The organism is Leadbetterella sp. DM7, assembly GCF_040829825.2.
Lineage (GTDB): Bacteria > Bacteroidota > Bacteroidia > Cytophagales > Spirosomataceae > Leadbetterella.
Window position 1 is genome coordinate 76645 of the sequence record NZ_JBFOLH020000014.1, and the last position, 17068, is coordinate 93712.

Sequence of the window (17068 nt, forward strand, 5' to 3'; positions counted from 1 at the left end):
TATATGACTTATGTCACATTTTTCAACACCCCTGTTTACCACTCCCTGACGGCCGTCATTTTTTATGCCGGCTTTTAACAGGTTATTTGTACTCATTTTATCCGTTTTTCTATGTCTCATACGTTTCATATCCCGGTTCTGGGTCTCGCCTATTCTGTAGATACCCCTGTTAAAGTAGCCCACCTCGGCATTTCTTCGGTCACTTCTATTGTAGATGATATTTTACTGGAACGCCTCCGAAAGTTTTACACCGAACAGGAGGGCCTGGAATACAAGGCTATTTCCATGAAGGAGGAGGGCTACCGCTCAAAAAGAATTACCGCTTACCTGAATATGATGCACCGGATCATCGGGCGGAAAACGGAGAGCCTGAAAAAAGAAAGCCTGGAGCAGAACGGTGACCTCACCCGGTATTATGAGCTGCTTCCCGACTCTTCTTCCTTAAAACATTTGTATAGTCAATATACCGGAATGCCCGAAGGAGAAGCCCGGAACCGGCTGGAACAGGAATTAAAAAACCGGGCGGTACCGGGGGCCGTAGATGTCAACATCATGGCCAAAGTAGATAAGATGAATTACACGGTTACCGGGGAGGAAAGCGGCAGCGATGCCCTGGAAGCGTTGAAGGGCTTTGCCGACAGCGACCTCGAGTCGTCTGTGGTCTTGTCGGCCGGCATGAATCCCCGGCTGTACAGCTACCTGGAGACCTTCCCTGATTTTTACCCGGACGCACACCACAGGCTCCGGAAGAAGATCATTCTCAAAGTCAGCGACTACCGCTCTGCGGTGATCCAGGCCAAGTTCCTGGCCAAAAAAGGACTGTGGGTGTCTGAATTCCGGATCGAATCGGGGTTGAACTGTGGCGGGCATGCCTTTGCCACCGAAGGCTACCTGCTGGGGCCTATCCTGGAAGAGTTTAAGAACAAACGCCCGGAGATGGTCGGTGAGCTCTTCCAGCTTTACAGTAAGGTGCTGGAGTCGAAGCAGATAACGTGCACCGAGCCCCCCCGGCTGAAGATATCGGTACAGGGCGGCATCGGGACAGCCGAGGAGAACGCCTTTTTCTTAAATTACTACGAGCTGGATGCCACCGGCTGGGGCAGTCCTTTCCTGCTGGTTCCGGAGGCCACCACGGTAGACGCCGATACCCTCCAGGCACTGACCCATGCAAAGGCCGGTGATTTCTATATCAGCAACGCTTCGCCGCTGGGCATTCCTTTTAATAATTTCAGGCCGGCCACTGCTGAAAAGCAACGCCTGGAACGAATAGCCAAAAACCGGCCGGGCAGTCCCTGCGTAAAGAAATTCCTGGTATCCAATACCGAGTTTACCGAAGAGCCCATCTGTACGGCTTCACGGCAATACCAGTCGCTGAAGATCCGGCAGCTGGAAGAGGAAGAAAAAGACCCGGCCGAGCTGCAGAAAAAAGTAGATGCGGTGACCGAAAAAACCTGCCTGTGTGACGGGCTGGCCACGTCTGCCTACCTGACGCACGGCATCCTGAAACCCCGTGAGAACCGGGCGGTGGCCATTTGCCCCGGACCTAACCTGGCCTATTTTTCCCGGGTATTTTCGCTGGAAGAAATGGTGAAGCATATTTATGGCAAGCTGAATATCCTGGCCGACATTCCCCGCTCCCATGTTTTCATCAACGAGCTGCGGCTGTACGTGGATTACCTCCGCAAGGATATTGATACCAGCCTGCGCGATCTCAAGAAGGTAAAGTACCTGCAGAAGTTCAGAGACCAGCTGCAAAACGGGATCAATTATTACAAGGAGCTGATTCCCGCCATTTACAGCCAGACCGAAGCCTGCCGGAAGAAAATGATGGAAGAGCTGCTGGAGCTGGAGAGACAGGTGACCGCCTTTCAGCTGCAGTTTGCGGGGTAAAGACCCGTATAACGGCTTTTCCTAAAATAAAAAATAAGGCCCCGAAACCGGAGCCTTATTTGATTTTCAACGCAAAACAATTATTACCCCTTTTTCCGTTTATACGCACTGTAAAATACCTGGGGCAGGACCGTCAGCGACAGGATCATGCAGATCAGCAGGCCGCCCACGATCATTATGGCCAGCGGCTTCTGGATCTCAGAGCCCATACCGGTAGACAAAGCCGCCGGCAGCAGGCCCAGCGAGCCCATCAGCGCAATCATGACAATAGGCCGTATACGCGAATAAACCCCTTTGTCAATGGCCTCTTTCAGGCCCATCTTCCGTAAATTATCTTTCATCACCGCAATGAGGATAATGCTGTTAATGGTGTTGACCCCAAAGAGGATGATGAAGCCTATACCGGCCGAAATACCAAACACGGTACCCGTTACGAAGAGCGACACCAGTCCGCCGATGAACGCATACGGGATGGTGCTGGCAGCAATGAGCGTATCTTTTATGGTACCGAAGTTAAAATACAGCAGGAACAGGATCAGCAGCAGAACGGCCGGCACAATCACCGCCAGCTGGGCGGTGGCCCGTTCTTTACTTTCAAACTCCCCGGCCCATACCATCTTGTGCCTGCCGGGAAGGTGCACTTTTTCTGCCACCCGTGCTTTGGCTTCTGTAATGGTGCTGCCCAGGTCGCGCCCCTCAATGCTAAAGCCCACGGCAATGTAGCGGCTGCTGCCCTCGCGGTAGATAAATGTAGGGCCGGTCAGGTACCTGATGGTCGCTATTTCTCTCAGTGGAATCTTCTTGCCGCTCTTGGAAGGAATCAGGATCTCGCCGATCTTCTGGTCGTCATCGCGGTAGGCCTTGTCAAAACGGAGCCTGACATCAAACATACGTTCGTTTTCAAAAAACCGGGTGGCGGCCCGTCCGCCGATAGCCATTTCTATCACCGCCTGGGCGTCATGGATGTCTACCCCGTACCGCGACATCTTGCTGTCGTGCAGCTGGATCCTCAGCTCCGGCAAACCGATATTCTTGTAAACGTTCAGGTCACGAACGCCCCTCACATCTCTGATGGCATCTGCCACCTGTACGGCGTATTTTTCCAGCTCAAAGAGGTCTTCACCAAAGATTTTGACCACCAGTGAGCTCTTCACGCCGGCCACGTATTCTTCCACGTTATCCTGGATAGGCTGGCTGAACCCGAATACAATGCCCGGGTAACGCTGCAGTTTGGTCCGCATCTCCTCAATCAGCTCATTTTTTGATATTTTGCGGGTCCATTCGTCTTCAGGGTGCAGCTGGATGTGGAATTCAATATTGAAAAACCCGGTGGGGTCGGTACCGTCGTTGGGGCGGCCCACCTGGTTCAATACAAACTTCACCTCCTTAAATTCACGTATCTGCTCTTTCATTTCTTTGGCCAGGCGCACCGACTCCTGCAGGTTGACGCTGTTGGGCAGGGTGGCCCGCACGTAGAGCGCGCCTTCATTCAGCTTCGGTATAAATTCGGTTCCGATAAACATAAAGCCGGTGAGGCAGCTGGCCAGGAAAACCAGGAAGGCCGCAATGGTGGCCCTCCGGTGCCGGTTGCTCCATTGAAACAGCCGGTAGAGTGTGGTTTTGAAGAAGCGGGAAATGACGTTTTCTTTCTCCTCCATATTGCGGGTCAGCATGAGCTTACACATGGCGGGCACGTAGGTAATGCTCAGGATGAGCGAGCCCAGCAGCGCATAGCCCAGCGTAAAGGCCAGCGGGGAGAACATCTTGCCTTCTACCTTCCGGAACGAGAAAATCGGGATCAGGGCCACGATGAGAATGATCTGGGCAAAAACAATGTATTTGGCCACGCTTCCTGCGCTTTGCCTGATCAGCCCTGATTTGCTCATGGCGTTGAACCTCGGCATACCCACTTCATGCGCCTTTTTCTCCATGGCCACGAAAACCGTCTCCACAATAACGAGTGTTCCTTCCAGCAGCAGCCCGAAGTCAATGGCTCCCAGCGATATCAGGTTGGCCGGCAGCCCCTGGATACGCAACATGATGATGGCAAAGAGAAACGCCAGCGGAATAACCGTAGCCACAATGAGGGTGGTTCTCCAGTTAAAGAGGAAGACGAAGACCACTACGGAAACGAAAATAATTCCTTCTACCAGGTTTTTGGTCACCGTATGTACGGTAGCATTCACCAGCTCGGTGCGGTCAATGAAGGGTTCTATCTTGACATCGCCCGGAAGGATTTCGCTGTTCAGCTCGGCTATTTTCTCTTTCAGCCGCGGAATCACGTCGCCCGGGTTCTCCCCGCGCAGCATCATTACCACGCCCTGCACGAGGTCATCCTGGTCCTGCAGCCCTACCTGCCCCAGGCGGGGTTTAGCGGCCACTTCTACCTGGGCCACGTGCTTGACCAGCACCGGGTTGCTTCCCTTCACTTCGATCATGATGTTCTCGATGTCGTCAATGCTTTCCAGCAGGCCCACACCCCGCACCACGTAGGCCTGGCTGCCCTGCTCAATCACATCGCCGCCCACGTTGATATTGCTTTTGGAAACGGCCTCGTACACGTCGAGCGGCGAGAGGTCGTAGTTGGCCAGCTCGGTAGGGTTGATCTTGATCTCGTAGATTTTTTCCTCTCCGCCGAAGCTCACCACATCGGCCACACCGGGTACGGCCACCAGTTCGCGCTCAATCACCCAGTCCTGGATGGCCGTCAGCTCTTTCACCGGCCTTTTGCTGCGGATCACGTACCGGAAAATCTCGCCGGTGGCGCCGTAAGGTGGCTCAATGGCGGCTTCAGCGCCTTCGGGCAATTCTACTCCCTGCAGCCGGTTAGAGGCATACTGCTGTGCATAAAAATCTTCTACGTTATCGTCGAAAATAACGGTAACTACTGAAAGGCCGAAAAGAGAGATGGAGCGCACATCGGTCTTTTTCGGAATGGTGTTCATGGTCTTCATCAGTGGAAGCGTCACAAACTTTTCTACTTCTTCTGCGCTTCTTCCCGGCCACTGGGTGATGATCCGGGCCCGGGTGTTGGTCACATCCGGGAAGGCCTCAATGGGGGTATGGATGTAGGCAATAATACCGGCTATTACCAGCAATGCCGTCATGAAGAAGACGATAATGGAGTTTTTCAGCGAAAACCCGACTATATTTTTAATAAATTTCTGCATGATTTCCGGGGTGTCATAAAGATTCAAAAATCAGCAACTGGTTTTGGGAAATGATCCGCTCACCGGCCTGAAGGCCTTCTGAAACAAAGACCATGGTATCGTTCCGGGCTTCGATGGTGATTTTCCGGGCTTCAATATGGCAATCGTCCTTGTATACCAGCACGTAGTATTCATTGTCGGAAAACACAATGGCCGAAGCCGGTATACCCACAGCCTGCCGGCCGGTTCTCTTCCAGGCAGTTACATCTACCAGCATGCCCGGCTTCAGCTTATAATCTCCGTTAGGGAGGATCACCCGCCCCCTCAGCACACGGGCTTCTTCGTCAAATACAGGCGAGATCTGCGAGATATTTCCCCGGAACGTGTCATCGGGGTAAGACAGGGTGGTAATGCTTACGTCCATTCCCTGGCGAATATTGTTCACGTTGGAGGCGTAAATATTGACCATCACCCAAAGGTTATTCAGGTCAGAGATGGTAAATAGCGGTGTGCCTCCGGCCGATACCTGCTCTCCGGGATTGACATTTTTCTCCGTGATGATGCCGGTGGCCGGTGCTTTGATCTGGAACACGCCCTTTTCTGAATTTCCGCTGTACAGGCTCATGTCTTTCTCGGTTCTGGCTTTTTCTGCTTTCAGCACTTCCAGCTCCGATACGGCCTCTGCCAGCTCTTTCCGTGAGGCCAGCCCGTCGTCAAACATCGACTGCACCGAAGCCAGGTTAGACCGGGCCGCCTGTATCCGGCTGTCGAGCGACGCCAGCGAGGCCGACATGCCGCTCAGCTCGGTGCTGCGCATTTCGGCCAGCACCTGTCCTTTGCTCACCCGGTCGCCGAGCGAGAAAAAGGTGGAGGTGACCACCCCGCTGACCAGGGGCACATAGCTGACCACCTTATCGGGGTTGGGCTCCACGCTGCCTGTGAGGTGGATGCCTTCGGTCACATCCTGAAGCTCAGCCGTGTACAGGGCTATCCGCGATTTAAACGATTCATCCAGGCAGAATTTCTTTACTTCTTCTGTTTCCTGTTTTTTCCCGCATGCTCCGGACAGTAAGGCCAGGGCAGCGATCAGGGCGATATTTTTCATAGGTATACATTTTTAGCTGTGAGCTATGAGCCTTGAGCCGCATGGCAGGCCCCTGACGGGCCGTATTTTCTCATAGCTCATGCGCTATTTCATAAAGTTCTTCGGGGTATCCGGTTTCTACAGGTCTCTGCCTGATGCATAGTTAAGTTTTTCAAATTGTTCTCTCAGTTCTCTTTTGGCGTCTATCCGGATCTGCTTGCTGTTCCGGTAGGTATCCGAGAAATCGAGGTATTCCAGCATGCTGATGTTCCGGTTCATAAAATTCCGGGTATAGAGGTCGAGGAGCTCATCCAGCGACCGGTCGTAGCTTTCTTCCAGGGTATCATAAAAATCGAGCGCATTTTTAAAGCCCCGGTATGCCCGCACAATCTCTGTCTGGGCTGTCAGTGTCTGTTGCTGCGTCATTACAGCGGCTTTACGGGCGTTGATCTGCGCATATTGGATATTGCCCTGGTTGCGGTTAAAAAGAGGAAGATCTACGCTGGCGCCTACGCCAACAAAATTCAGCATGGCATTGCCGTTCCGGTCATACTGGGCCCGGAGGGTGACATCAGGCGCTCTCCTGGCCCGCTCCAGCTCGGTTACTTTGTGGTAATACGTTTCTTCCAGTTGTGCCTGCCTGACATCGGGGCGGTCGGCGGTATCGATCAGCTGGTCAGGCGACAGCAAACGGTAGGCCGACACCTCCATTTCGAGGGGGTCGGTAATGAGCAGCACCTGAGCGGGATCCAGCTTAAGCAGCTGCTTCAGCCCGGCCTGCAGCTCAAAAGACGCATCGGCTATTTCGCGGAGCTCCCGGCTGATCTCCAGCTCCAGGGCCTTCAGGCGGGCTACCTCGTTACGGGGCACATTGCCCTGCTGCACCTGGTTCTGGTAGGCCTGACTTAACTTCCTGACCGATGCCAGCCGGGCTTCTTCATTTTTTTGCTTTTCTTCCAGGGCCTGCAGGCCGGTCATGCGGCCCCGGAGCTCCAGCTTCAGCCCGCGGAGCAGCTCCCGGAACTCCACGGCGGCTTTCTCTACTCCTACCTGCTCTACGGCCACTTCTTTCTTCCTTTTCCCGGCGGTTTCAATGAGCTGCTCCAGCTCGGCGCCAAACTGCCGGTTACGGCCGAATGAGCCCCAGAGCGGAGGCACCACTTCCTGTCCGCCCGTTTGTTTCCGGGTAGCCCACAGGTTGATCTGGTCTACGGTGATGTTGGGATTGGGCCAGAGCTTTGCCTGCTGAACAAGGGCCTCCGCTTCAGAAACCTTCATTTTTTCTGCTATCAGCAGCAGGTTTTCTTTCAGAAACAAGGTTTCTGCATCCGCGCGGGAAAGTCGCACGGTATCCTGGGCAAAGCCCCCGAAAAAGATAAAAACGTTTACTAATATTAAAATACTCCGACGCATTCACTGCCTGTTTGGGCTGCAAAACTCGGGAGGATAAGCTTAAAAAGGGCTTAAGGGCGATAAAAACGAGATAAAAGATATAAAAGGGCTGCGCCTTTTTGTTAAACCATATGAGGCATATAAGACATAAAGTTTTTTCTTATGTGACTTATGTAACTTATGTGCCTTATATGGTGAAATCCACCATGAAAAAGTTCTTTCTTCTGTGACTTATATGCCTCATATGGTGAAATCCACCACGAACCGGTTTACATCTCCCGTCGGGTTATCGTATTCGATCCGGCCCGAATGCAGCCGGATGATCCGGTGGGTGAGCACAAGACCCAGGCCAAACCCCGTTTTGTTGCGGCTGTTGGCGCCCCGGAAGAAATGGCTGAACAGGAAGCGGGTTTCTTCTTCTGAGAGCGGCCGGCCGTGATTGGTGAAGCTGATGCGGAGCGTTCCGGCTTCCGGAAACCCGATCAGCACCTCTACTTTCCCGTTATCAGAGTAAGTCACCCCGTTCAGCAGCAGGTTCTGAAACGCCTGCTTCACCAGGAGGCGGTTGGCCGGAATGTAGAGCCGGTCTTCATCAAAGCTGTCTGAGGGGTAGTTGAGCTCAAAGGTATACTCCGGGTATATGCGGTTCAGCTCAGCAATACTGTCAAACAAAAGCTCATCTACCCGTACCGGTTTTTTGAGCACCTTTTGTCCTGAATCAATTTTCGAGATCTCCAGGAGTACGTTGATGATGCTGCCCAGCGACTTGGTATTACCCGTTAACCGGTGGATCTGCTGTTTGATCCGGCCGATATCGTCTTCTTTCTGCAGCTTTTCCAGTTCAGAGACCAGTATGGCCACCGGGGTTTTCAGCTCATGGGAAATATGGTGCACCGTATGCTTCTGAAAAACGAAAGACTCGCGCGTGCGGGCCAGGAGCTCATTGAATTTATCGGTCAGGTTTTTCAGCTCGGTGGTAGAGGTGCTGATCGCAATGGTAGACGAGTCTTCTACCACAATGCCGCTCATTTTTTCTGACAGCGCCACAATGGGCCGGGAGATAATATTGGAAAGATGGCGGGTGATCAGCCATACCACCAGGGTGAAGACCACGAAGAGGCCGGTGAGCAGCTTGCCCAGGAAGTCTCTTTTGGAATAACCCTGCGAGTCAAACGCCTTGCTGATGGCATAATACGGCTTCCCTTCATACTCCAGGTAAACGCCTACCACGTCATATTCACCGCTTTTGGTCTCTATCCAGCGTGTATTCGGCGATAGCTCATACAGGATATCGTTTGCCCGGCGGATCTCCAGGTTGTCGATACTTGAAAAGATCAGCTGTTTCGATTCATCGTAAATCAGGAGCTTTTCGTCGTAAAAATCGTTGATATCCTGCCTGTCCAGCAAAAGAGAAAGCTGCTCACTCTGCTTTTTGTATTCGCTGGCCAGCCGTACCGTGGATGTGATTTTATCGTGCTGCTGCTGCTGGAATTCTTCTTCGCGGTATTCGGAAAAAAGGTAATAGATCACCACAAACGACACGAGCGTGAGCCCGATCACGGTAGAAGAGAAATAGAGGAGTATTTTGTTCCTTATTTTCATTCGCTAAAAGAGTTCCGGCGAGTTTTTTACGGGGCCGTTTTATTCCGCATCAAAGTAGTACCCGTACCCCACTTTGGTTTTTATGGAGCTTTTTTCAAACGGCTTGTCCAGCTTATTCCTCAGGAAATTGATATATACTTCAATGGTATTGGTGTTGACATCGAGGGCGGTACCCCAGATTTCCCGGATCAGGTCGTTTTTGGAAACCAGCTCACCGGGCGTTTCGCACAGCTTGACCAGGATCTGGTATTCGCGGGGCGTCAGCGGAATTTCCCGGCCCTGCCTTTCTACTTTTTTCCTGCCCGTATCTATCCGGATATCGTCAACCTGGATGCTGCTTTTCTTTTCTCCTCCGGGCGTATTCCGTTTGAGCAGCGACTGTACCCGCAGCAGCAACTCGCGCATATAAAACGGTTTGGTCAGGTAATCGTCGGCCCCGGCGTCAAAGCCCCTCACCTTGTCTTCCAGGTCTCCGAAGGCCGTGAGCATGATCACCGGTGTGGGATTATCCTGGTCCCGGAGGTTCTGCAGCAGCTCCAGGCCCGTTTTACCGGGCAGGTTAACGTCCATGATGATGCAGTCATACGCGTTTTTCTGCAGCATTCTTTCGGCCAGGAGCCCGTCATATACGTTTTCAGCCCGGAGGTCTTCGGCCTCCAGCGCTTCACGGATATTCCGGCTTAAGGTAGGGTCATCTTCTACAATCAGGATTTTCATGCGGGTAAATATACAGGCTACCTGCGGATTACCACAACATGCACGAATGTTATTTCACGGCAGGCACCGGCAATCGGGCAGAATTCCGTTAAGCTGCCGGGAGAGATCCGGCCTGGGTTGTGTTATTTTACGCTCATTTCAGGATGAAACCCGTAGGCACAGTGCCGGCATCCGTTCCGGCAGCAGTAGCCGCGAAGTATGTGATAAAATTCAGTGAACACGAAGAGGCCGTTTTCTTTGTAATAGTGCAGGCCTTCTACCAGCAGCTCGGGAGAGGCCGGGAACTTGTAGGTTCCGCGGGCCTTTACGGCGCGATTAAGCTCTTCCAGGCACTTTTTACAGAGGCATCCGTAGTGGGTCCGGGACAGGTACTCCTGCGTTTCGGGCAATAGCCTGACCGTACTGCACTGGCAGTTGGCCACATCGCCCACCTTGCATTCGAACCCGCCGCCACATCTCGGGCACCGTACCTCTTCGTGTTTCATGATTCTTACACCGTTCTCAGCTTTTTAGCCGCCGAAACCATCTTTTCGAGGGCCAGGCGGGTTTCTTCCCAGTGACGGGTCTTCAGACCGCAGTCGGGGTTCACCCACAGCTGCTCATCCGGGATCACCTTACGGGCTTTTTCCATGAGGCCTACCATTTCTTCTTCAGAAGGTACCCGTGGCGAGTGAATATCGTAAACGCCGGGTCCTATCTCGTTCGGGTAGGCAAACTTATGGAAGGCGTCCAGCAATTCCATCTGCGAACGCGAACATTCTATAGTAATAACGTCGGCATCCATGTCTGAAATACTTTGGATGATATCATTAAATTCCGAATAGCACATGTGGGTATGGATCTGGGTAGCGTCTTCCACACCGCTGGCCGAAACCCGGAATGCCCGAACCGCCCAGTCGAGGTAGGTTCTCCGGTTCTCTTTCCGCAGGGGCAGTCCTTCCCGGATCGCCGGTTCATCGATCTGGATGATACGGATACCCGCTTTTTCGAGGTCGGTTACCTCGTCACGAATGGCCAGGGCAATCTGCATGCAGGTATCGCGCCGGGGCTGATCGTTCCGTACAAACGACCACTGGAGAATGGTCACCGGGCCGGTCAGCATGCCTTTCACCCATTTCGGGGTCAGCGACTGCGCGTATTTTGTCCAGCGTAAGGTCATGGGTTCCGGCCGGCTGATGTCGCCGAAAATCACCGGCGGCTTCACGCAGCGGCTGCCGTAGCTTTGCACCCACCCGTTTTCGGTAAAGACAAAGCCCTGCAGCTTTTCTCCGAAATATTCCACCATGTCGTTCCGCTCAAACTCACCGTGCACCAGCACGTCCATGTCGATCTCCTCCTGCCAATGGATGGCGTCAGCCGTTTCCTGCTCAATCAGCCTGTCGTATTCTTCCTGCGTCAGCTCTCCTTTTTTGAGCCTTGCGCGCCAGCTCCTTACTTCCGGTGTTTGCGGGAAAGACCCGATGGTGGTGGTAGGAAACAGGGGCAGGGCCAGTACTTCCTGCTGCTGCTTTCTTCTTGCGGCAAAAGGACTGTTCCTGCGGGTATCTTTTTCGGTCACCTGTTCTACCCGGTCTTTCACCGCCGGATCGTGGATCAGCGGCGAGGTCTTTTTGCTTTCAATGGCCTGCCGGTTGGCTTCCCATACCGCTTTCAGCGCTTCTGATCGCTCACCTGAAGCCCATTTCCGGAGAAAAGCCACTTCATCTGTTTTCTGACGGGCAAAGGCCATCCAGTTTTTGATCTCCGGGTTCAGCTTCTTCTCAAAGTCCAGGTCGCAGGGCGAATGGAGCAGTGAACACGACGGGGCAATGAGGAGCCTTTCTGCTCCCAGGGCGGCTTTGGCCTGCTCAATCAGCTGTAAAGAGGCTTCAAAGTCGTTTTTCCAGATATTTCTGCCGTCTACCACGCCCAGCGAAAGCCGGGTTTTCTTCTGAACAAAATCTGTAGCCAGGATGTCTTCCAGCTGCAGCGGGCAACGAACGAGGTCGAGGTGCAGGGTATCTACCGGCAGGTGGATGGCGGTCTGCAGGTTATCGCCGTAACATTCAAAATAATTGGCCAGGATGATCTTCAGCGAAGGCACGGCCTCAGCGAAGAACGTATACGTGCGCGCGATGGCCTCCTGTTCAGCCGGGGTCAGATCCAGCGCCAGGGCCGGCTCATCAATCTGTACGTATTGCACACCCTGCTCAGCCAGTAATTTCAGCAGTTGTTCGTATACAGGCAGCAGGCGGCTCAGCAGCTCTACCCGGTGAAAGCCGGTTTCTTTTTCTTTCCCGAGCAAAAGATATGTTACCGGGCCGATAATGACCGGCTTGGCCTGGATACCGGCCTCACGGGCCTCCTGAAGCTCGCTCAGAAGCTTGGCCGGGTTCAGCTCAAACGTCTGCCCCGCCTTAAACTCGGGCACGATATAGTGATAATTGGTATCGAACCATTTGGTCATTTCCATGGCTGTCAGGTCAAAATCACCTTTCTGATATCCCCGTGCCATGGCAAAATACAGGTCGGTACCTGAGTGGGTACGGGCAAAGCCGGCATAACGTTCGGGGATAGCCCCCAGCAAAACGCTCATATCAAGCACCTGGTCGTAAAAGGAGAAGTCGTTGCACGGGATCAGGTCGATACCGCTCTCCTGCTGGCTCTTCCAGTTCTTAAGCCGGATCTCCCGGCCTGTTTTTTCGAGTTCGGCAACGGGTATTTTACCCGCCCAATAAGCTTCAGAAGCTTTTTTCAGTTCCCGGCGGCTACCAATGCGCGGGTAGCCAAGATTCTGTGTCTGCATAATTTTTGAGAGAAAAATGAAGAAAAACAGTCCTGAACTCCGGGCTTAAAACGGGAAGATTTCAGAGAGGTATACGCGCCGCTGCTTACTCCGCCGAAACGGAGTACCGGGTACATCAAAACCAACCGAAGGCTTCAGTCCGCGAAAGCCACTGTCAACTCAGAACAGGCAGGTCTCCTGGCTTGTGCCGCTTTTGCCGTCCTTCCCGCCGGAGCAGTGGACCTGTTCGGGGCCGGACCCCTCAGGCAAAAGCTGTTAAAGGCACTTACAGTTGCGCGACAGCCCGTGATTCACACACGGTTCCCTTTTCATACCGGCAAGCGGCAACCTCTTCTGCTTTTGATGAAGATTAGAACTTTACAGATGCGAATGTAGATGATTTATCTGTTATAATAAAATATACCAGATAATTTATTTATAAATTAAATGAATTTTAGATAAAACAAACAAAAAATCAACCATATGTAGTATATCTGCATACTTTGCAGCACCGGCCTCAGAAGCGGTAAGACAGGCCTATCCTGATTTTTCCCTTTTGATTGGGATCCTGCAATGCGGAGGTTGAAAAAATTCTGTAGTTATAGGCGGCATCTATAGATACCCTTTTCCCGACCGGGAAACGGATTCCGCCTTCTATCGAACCTATTGCATTGGAGGCTTTCACTTTTTCCATCCGGCCCGAGTCGTTCTCCGATTCTCCCCATTGAAAATTATATCCTGCGCTCACCTGTATAAAGGGTTTTACTTTGATATAGGGTACATAATACCGTACAAAAATTTCGGGTGCGAGCGACCGATGATCGTGTTCAAGCATGACAGAGCTGGCTGCCGTACCGTCTTTAAACCGGCTGGCGTCATTTCCATACGCTATGCGAAGGCCGGTGGCCAGGTTAGGGGCCACAAAGTAGCCTGCCCAGGGAGAAAGCGACCAGGTAGGGTGCTTATACAGGGGGCTGTTATTGAACCCTCCCGAGCCGTAGATGCCCGCTATGTATGTTCCTTTGGAAAAATTAATACCGGGCTGTGCGGTCTCCTGCCCCACAGCGTAAAAAGAAACGAAAACGGTCGCTAAAAAAAGAAAATGCTTCATCACTTTAGAATTTAACAGAATAATTAATAAATGGTAAAACAGGAAACATGGAATATTGTTTGATCACCAGCGACCGCTGGCCGGTCTGCTGATCATAGGCCGTTTTGAAATCGAGGTACAGCGGGTTTGCGCGGTTATAGGCATTGTACACCCCAAAGCTCAGCCGGGTTTCGTATTTTTTCCAAAGGGTACCGTTCCGGTTTATCCCCAGGTCCAGCTTATGAAAATCGGGCATCCGGCCGTTATTGCGCTCATGATAAATAAACCGCGGTTCATCATTGTAAAGAACCGCACCTGCGGGCAATGTGACCGCATGCCCGGTCTGGTATAAAAATGTCCCGGTTATGTTCCATTTTTTATTGAAAAGATAGGTGGCAGAAGCGTTCAGGTTGTGGCGGCGGTCGTATTTCATAGGGTACCACTTCCCTGCATTAATGTCATCAAACCGGAGCTCGCTCCGGGACAGGGTGTAAGAAAGCCGGCCTCTTAATTTGCCCGTATTGCGGGCGGCCATCAGCTCCAGGCCTGCGCTTCGCCCCACGCCTCTGCCGGTAACGATATTCTCCCAGGAGTCTGCCAGCATACCCGTAAAATTGGTGCCTTCGGGGTAGTCGATCATGTTCTTCAGGCGCTTGCTGTATACTTCCAGTGAGATATCCACACCGGGTTGAGCCAGTTTTTTCGAGAAGCCCGCCGACCATTGTACGGCTCTTGAGGGCGGTATCCGGGAGGTGGCCGGCAGCCAGGCATCGTAACCGAACCCGTACCCGTTATTCACCAGCAAATGGAGGTATTGGTTCATCACGGTATAGCCCGCAAAAAATTTCCAGTCGCGGGCCAGCGAGCCGTTAAGAGCCAGCCGGGGTTCCGGCCTCCGAAAAGCCGCTCTTCCCATGCTATACTCCGTGTAGCGCCCCCCGGCATTCAGGCTCCAGCGGGAGCTGAGCTTTATATCAGCCTCTAAAAACAGGGCCGACTCCACGGCTTTCTGGCTAACGGACTGATCGTTGCCTTTCACCCCGTAATTGGTGGTCATATTGAACGGTTCGAACCGGTGACGGGTGAGCTCAATCCCTGTACGCATCTCCATCCACCGGTAAGGGAAATAGTCCAGCTGCACCTTTCCGCCTATATCGGTGATCCGGGTATCGCTGTAACGGTAAGCAGTCTCCGCCCCGTCGCTGAACTCATTGGTAAACTGGCTGGTATAGTCCGAATAAATGAGCATAGCCCGTGAGAAAAGCCGGGGAGAAAGCGTTTTACTGTAACGAATGGTCCCGGTGTTGTTTCCCCAGTTATTCCCTACGGCCGTGCTCACCTCTTTTGTGTCGGTTTTTGACCATTCGTCGTATTTAAAGCGGTCAAAGCCGTTGTAAAAGCTGAGGTAGATATGATCGGTTTTACTCAGCTGAAAGTTCATTTTGGCGTTAAGATCATGGAATTTATAGGTGTAATCTTCCCCCGAGGCATTTACCCGCCTTTTGGGTGTAAGCAAAGAGCTCAGGCCCAGGGTAGACACCCTTCCGGACACTATAAACGACGCTTTGTTTTTCAGCAAAGGCCCTTCCAGGGTCAGGTTCTGATTCAGCAGCCCCAAACCCACTTCTCCGCCGAACTTTTGATTGTTGCCTTCTTTCATGGCCAGGTCAATGACCGACGAAAGGCGCCCGCCATACCGGGCGGGAAAAGCCCCTTTATACAAATCTGCGCTTTTCAGGGAGGAGGGATTAAACACCGAGAAGAAACCGCCCAGGTGCATGGCGTTATATACGGGCGCGTCATCGAGCAAAATCAGGTTCTGGTCCGGCGAGCCGCCCCGTACATAAAGCCCGGCGCTGCCTTCGTTACCGGTAGAAACGCCCGGGGTAAAGCTGAAGGCTTTCAGCACATCGGCTTCTCCCAGCAGCGAGGGCATGCTCCGGATCTCGCTGACGGGCAGGGAAACCGGGTTACCCGAAAGCCGCCGCGGGGCGCTGATCACCACCTCTTCCAGCTCTGCAGCCCGGTTTAAACGGATGTCAAGCGGCTTATCTTTCTCAGGCCGGGCATAATGCGGGCGGTAGCCCACATGGCTGAATTTTATCTTCTGCGGCTGAGCCACCAGGGTAAGACTGAAAAAACCGTAGGCATTGGTAAAGGTACCCGCTCCTGAAAGGCTGTCCCACACGCTCACGCCGGCCAGCAGCTCTCCGCTGCCCGCATCACGCACCTGTCCGCTTACCGTGAACTGTTGCGCCGCTGCCTGGATAGAACAACTCCAGAAAAGAATGCCTAAAATTTTTCTCATTTATTCTAATTCTATTTGTGCGGCATGATAGCCATAAATAATACCGTACCCGTTTTTAATATTGGTATACGCCTTCTGGGGCGGAAGCACCAGGTGGTCCAACCCTTCCGGCTGTTTATTTTCTATCTGGTTGTAGAGGAACCACTCCCGGGTGGAGGAGGCCAGCAGCAGGGTGATTTTCCGGGCCCGGTCATACCCCCATGAACTGTCGGGAAACAGGGTCCAGACCCCCGTACTTACAAAGAAGCCCAGCGGCGTGTCGGCAGGTACGCAATCTCCGTTCATCATGAACATTTCTCCGTAGGTCCGGTCGTAAAAACTGCTCCGGGTGTGGCAGTCTTCTTCATTGGCCACGATATTGTCTGTGGCCGGCCAGTAGAAAGGCCAGTTATGCGCTGTAAAATAGGCCAGGAAACCCACGATAAGGTAAGAATTATGAAGGTTGCCGGTAAAGCGGAGCGAAACAAGGTCCTGGTGCGGACGGGTAGCAGCGTCCTTTTCCGGTTCGGCATCCCGCTTACGGGTGTAGGTAAATCCGGGAAGACCAGCCGGCACCGTTACTTCTTCCGACTCGGCCGTGGCCAGGCCCGGGGCTTCTACCTTTACCACGTAGCGCTCTCCTGCCTGTATCAGGCTGTCTGAACCGTATATACCGGCCTCTTCCCGCGGTACCAGCCGGGTATAAAGCGCCCCATTTTTATACAGGGAAACCGTTGCCGTGGTTACGGCGGTCTGCTCAGGAACAGGCCCTACCGCCGGGAAAGTTTTCCTCACCTGTACCTGAGCGGGCTGGCCCGCCTCCAGCTTACCCCATACAACCAGCTTCTCCCCCTCAAACGCCAGGGGAAGGGTCACTTCCCGGCCCCGGCAGGCGGTGAGAAGGAAGATAATAATGGCGATAAAAACGGGCTTCTTTACAAATGTCATGAATTTTCGTTCATAACCCTATAACGTGAGCTTCCAACTAAAAGTATAATAATACGATAGCTATACGTATGACTGTTTCATAATTCTGCATCAATTCCACTGGGTAAGGTTAAATTTAATTCAGATGAATAAAATCCTATGAAAA

The 17068-nt window shown here is 52.7% G+C and carries 11 protein-coding genes and 1 riboswitch; of the genes, 1 reads left to right on the forward strand and 10 read right to left on the reverse strand.

The features are described 5' to 3' along the window. The first annotated feature begins 111 nt into the window (after nt 1–111). Nucleotides 112–1890: a hypothetical protein gene (locus AB2U10_RS15035; RefSeq protein WP_367915663.1), complete on the forward strand. Its 1779-nt coding sequence runs from the start codon at nt 112–114 to the stop codon at nt 1888–1890. Nucleotides 1891–1973: 83 nt separating this feature from the next. Here the strand turns inward: AB2U10_RS15035 and AB2U10_RS15040 are convergent, their stop codons facing one another. The 10 genes from AB2U10_RS15040 to AB2U10_RS15085 all read right to left on the reverse strand — a co-directional run bounded on the left by AB2U10_RS15040 (nt 1974) and on the right by AB2U10_RS15085 (nt 16923). Further along, entirely contained in the window at nt 1974–5060 is a 3087-nt protein-coding gene (locus AB2U10_RS15040) for an efflux RND transporter permease subunit (protein ID WP_367915664.1), read from the reverse strand. Between the two features lie 13 nt (nt 5061–5073). Next, complete coding sequence (locus AB2U10_RS15045) at nt 5074–6144, reverse strand: efflux RND transporter periplasmic adaptor subunit (protein ID WP_367915665.1); 1071 nt, start codon at nt 6142–6144, stop codon at nt 5074–5076. 117 nt (nt 6145–6261) lie between these two features. Then, the gene (locus AB2U10_RS15050) at nt 6262–7536 is read right to left on the reverse strand and encodes a TolC family protein (protein ID WP_367915666.1); all 1275 of its coding nucleotides are present in this window, start codon (nt 7534–7536) and stop codon (nt 6262–6264) included. 219 nt (nt 7537–7755) lie between these two features. Beyond that, nucleotides 7756–9117: a sensor histidine kinase gene (locus tag AB2U10_RS15055; protein WP_367915667.1), complete on the reverse strand. Its 1362-nt coding sequence runs from the start codon at nt 9115–9117 to the stop codon at nt 7756–7758. Between the two features lie 39 nt (nt 9118–9156). Then, entirely contained in the window at nt 9157–9834 is a 678-nt protein-coding gene (locus AB2U10_RS15060) for a response regulator transcription factor (RefSeq protein WP_367915668.1), read from the reverse strand. A gap of 122 nt (nt 9835–9956) precedes the next feature. Next, nucleotides 9957–10319, reverse strand: coding sequence for a cysteine-rich CWC family protein (locus AB2U10_RS15065; RefSeq protein WP_367915669.1), 363 nt, complete (start codon nt 10317–10319; stop codon nt 9957–9959). A 5-nt stretch (nt 10320–10324) separates the two neighbouring features. Beyond that, nucleotides 10325–12619, reverse strand: a complete 2295-nt coding sequence (metE, locus tag AB2U10_RS15070) for a 5-methyltetrahydropteroyltriglutamate--homocysteine S-methyltransferase (protein ID WP_367915670.1) — start codon at nt 12617–12619, stop codon at nt 10325–10327. A gap of 150 nt (nt 12620–12769) precedes the next feature. Continuing rightward, nucleotides 12770–12966: riboswitch (cobalamin riboswitch) on the reverse strand. Nucleotides 12967–13115: 149 nt separating this feature from the next. Further along, nucleotides 13116–13709, reverse strand: a complete 594-nt coding sequence (locus AB2U10_RS15075; RefSeq protein ID WP_367915671.1) for an outer membrane beta-barrel protein — start codon at nt 13707–13709, stop codon at nt 13116–13118. 4 nt (nt 13710–13713) lie between these two features. Further along, nucleotides 13714–15996 (reverse strand): TonB-dependent receptor, encoded by a 2283-nt coding sequence (locus AB2U10_RS15080; protein WP_367915672.1) that lies wholly within the window; start codon nt 15994–15996, stop codon nt 13714–13716. Beyond that, nucleotides 15997–16923, reverse strand: coding sequence for a DUF4249 domain-containing protein (locus AB2U10_RS15085; RefSeq protein WP_367915673.1), 927 nt, complete (start codon nt 16921–16923; stop codon nt 15997–15999). Nucleotides 16924–17068 lie beyond the last annotated feature (145 nt).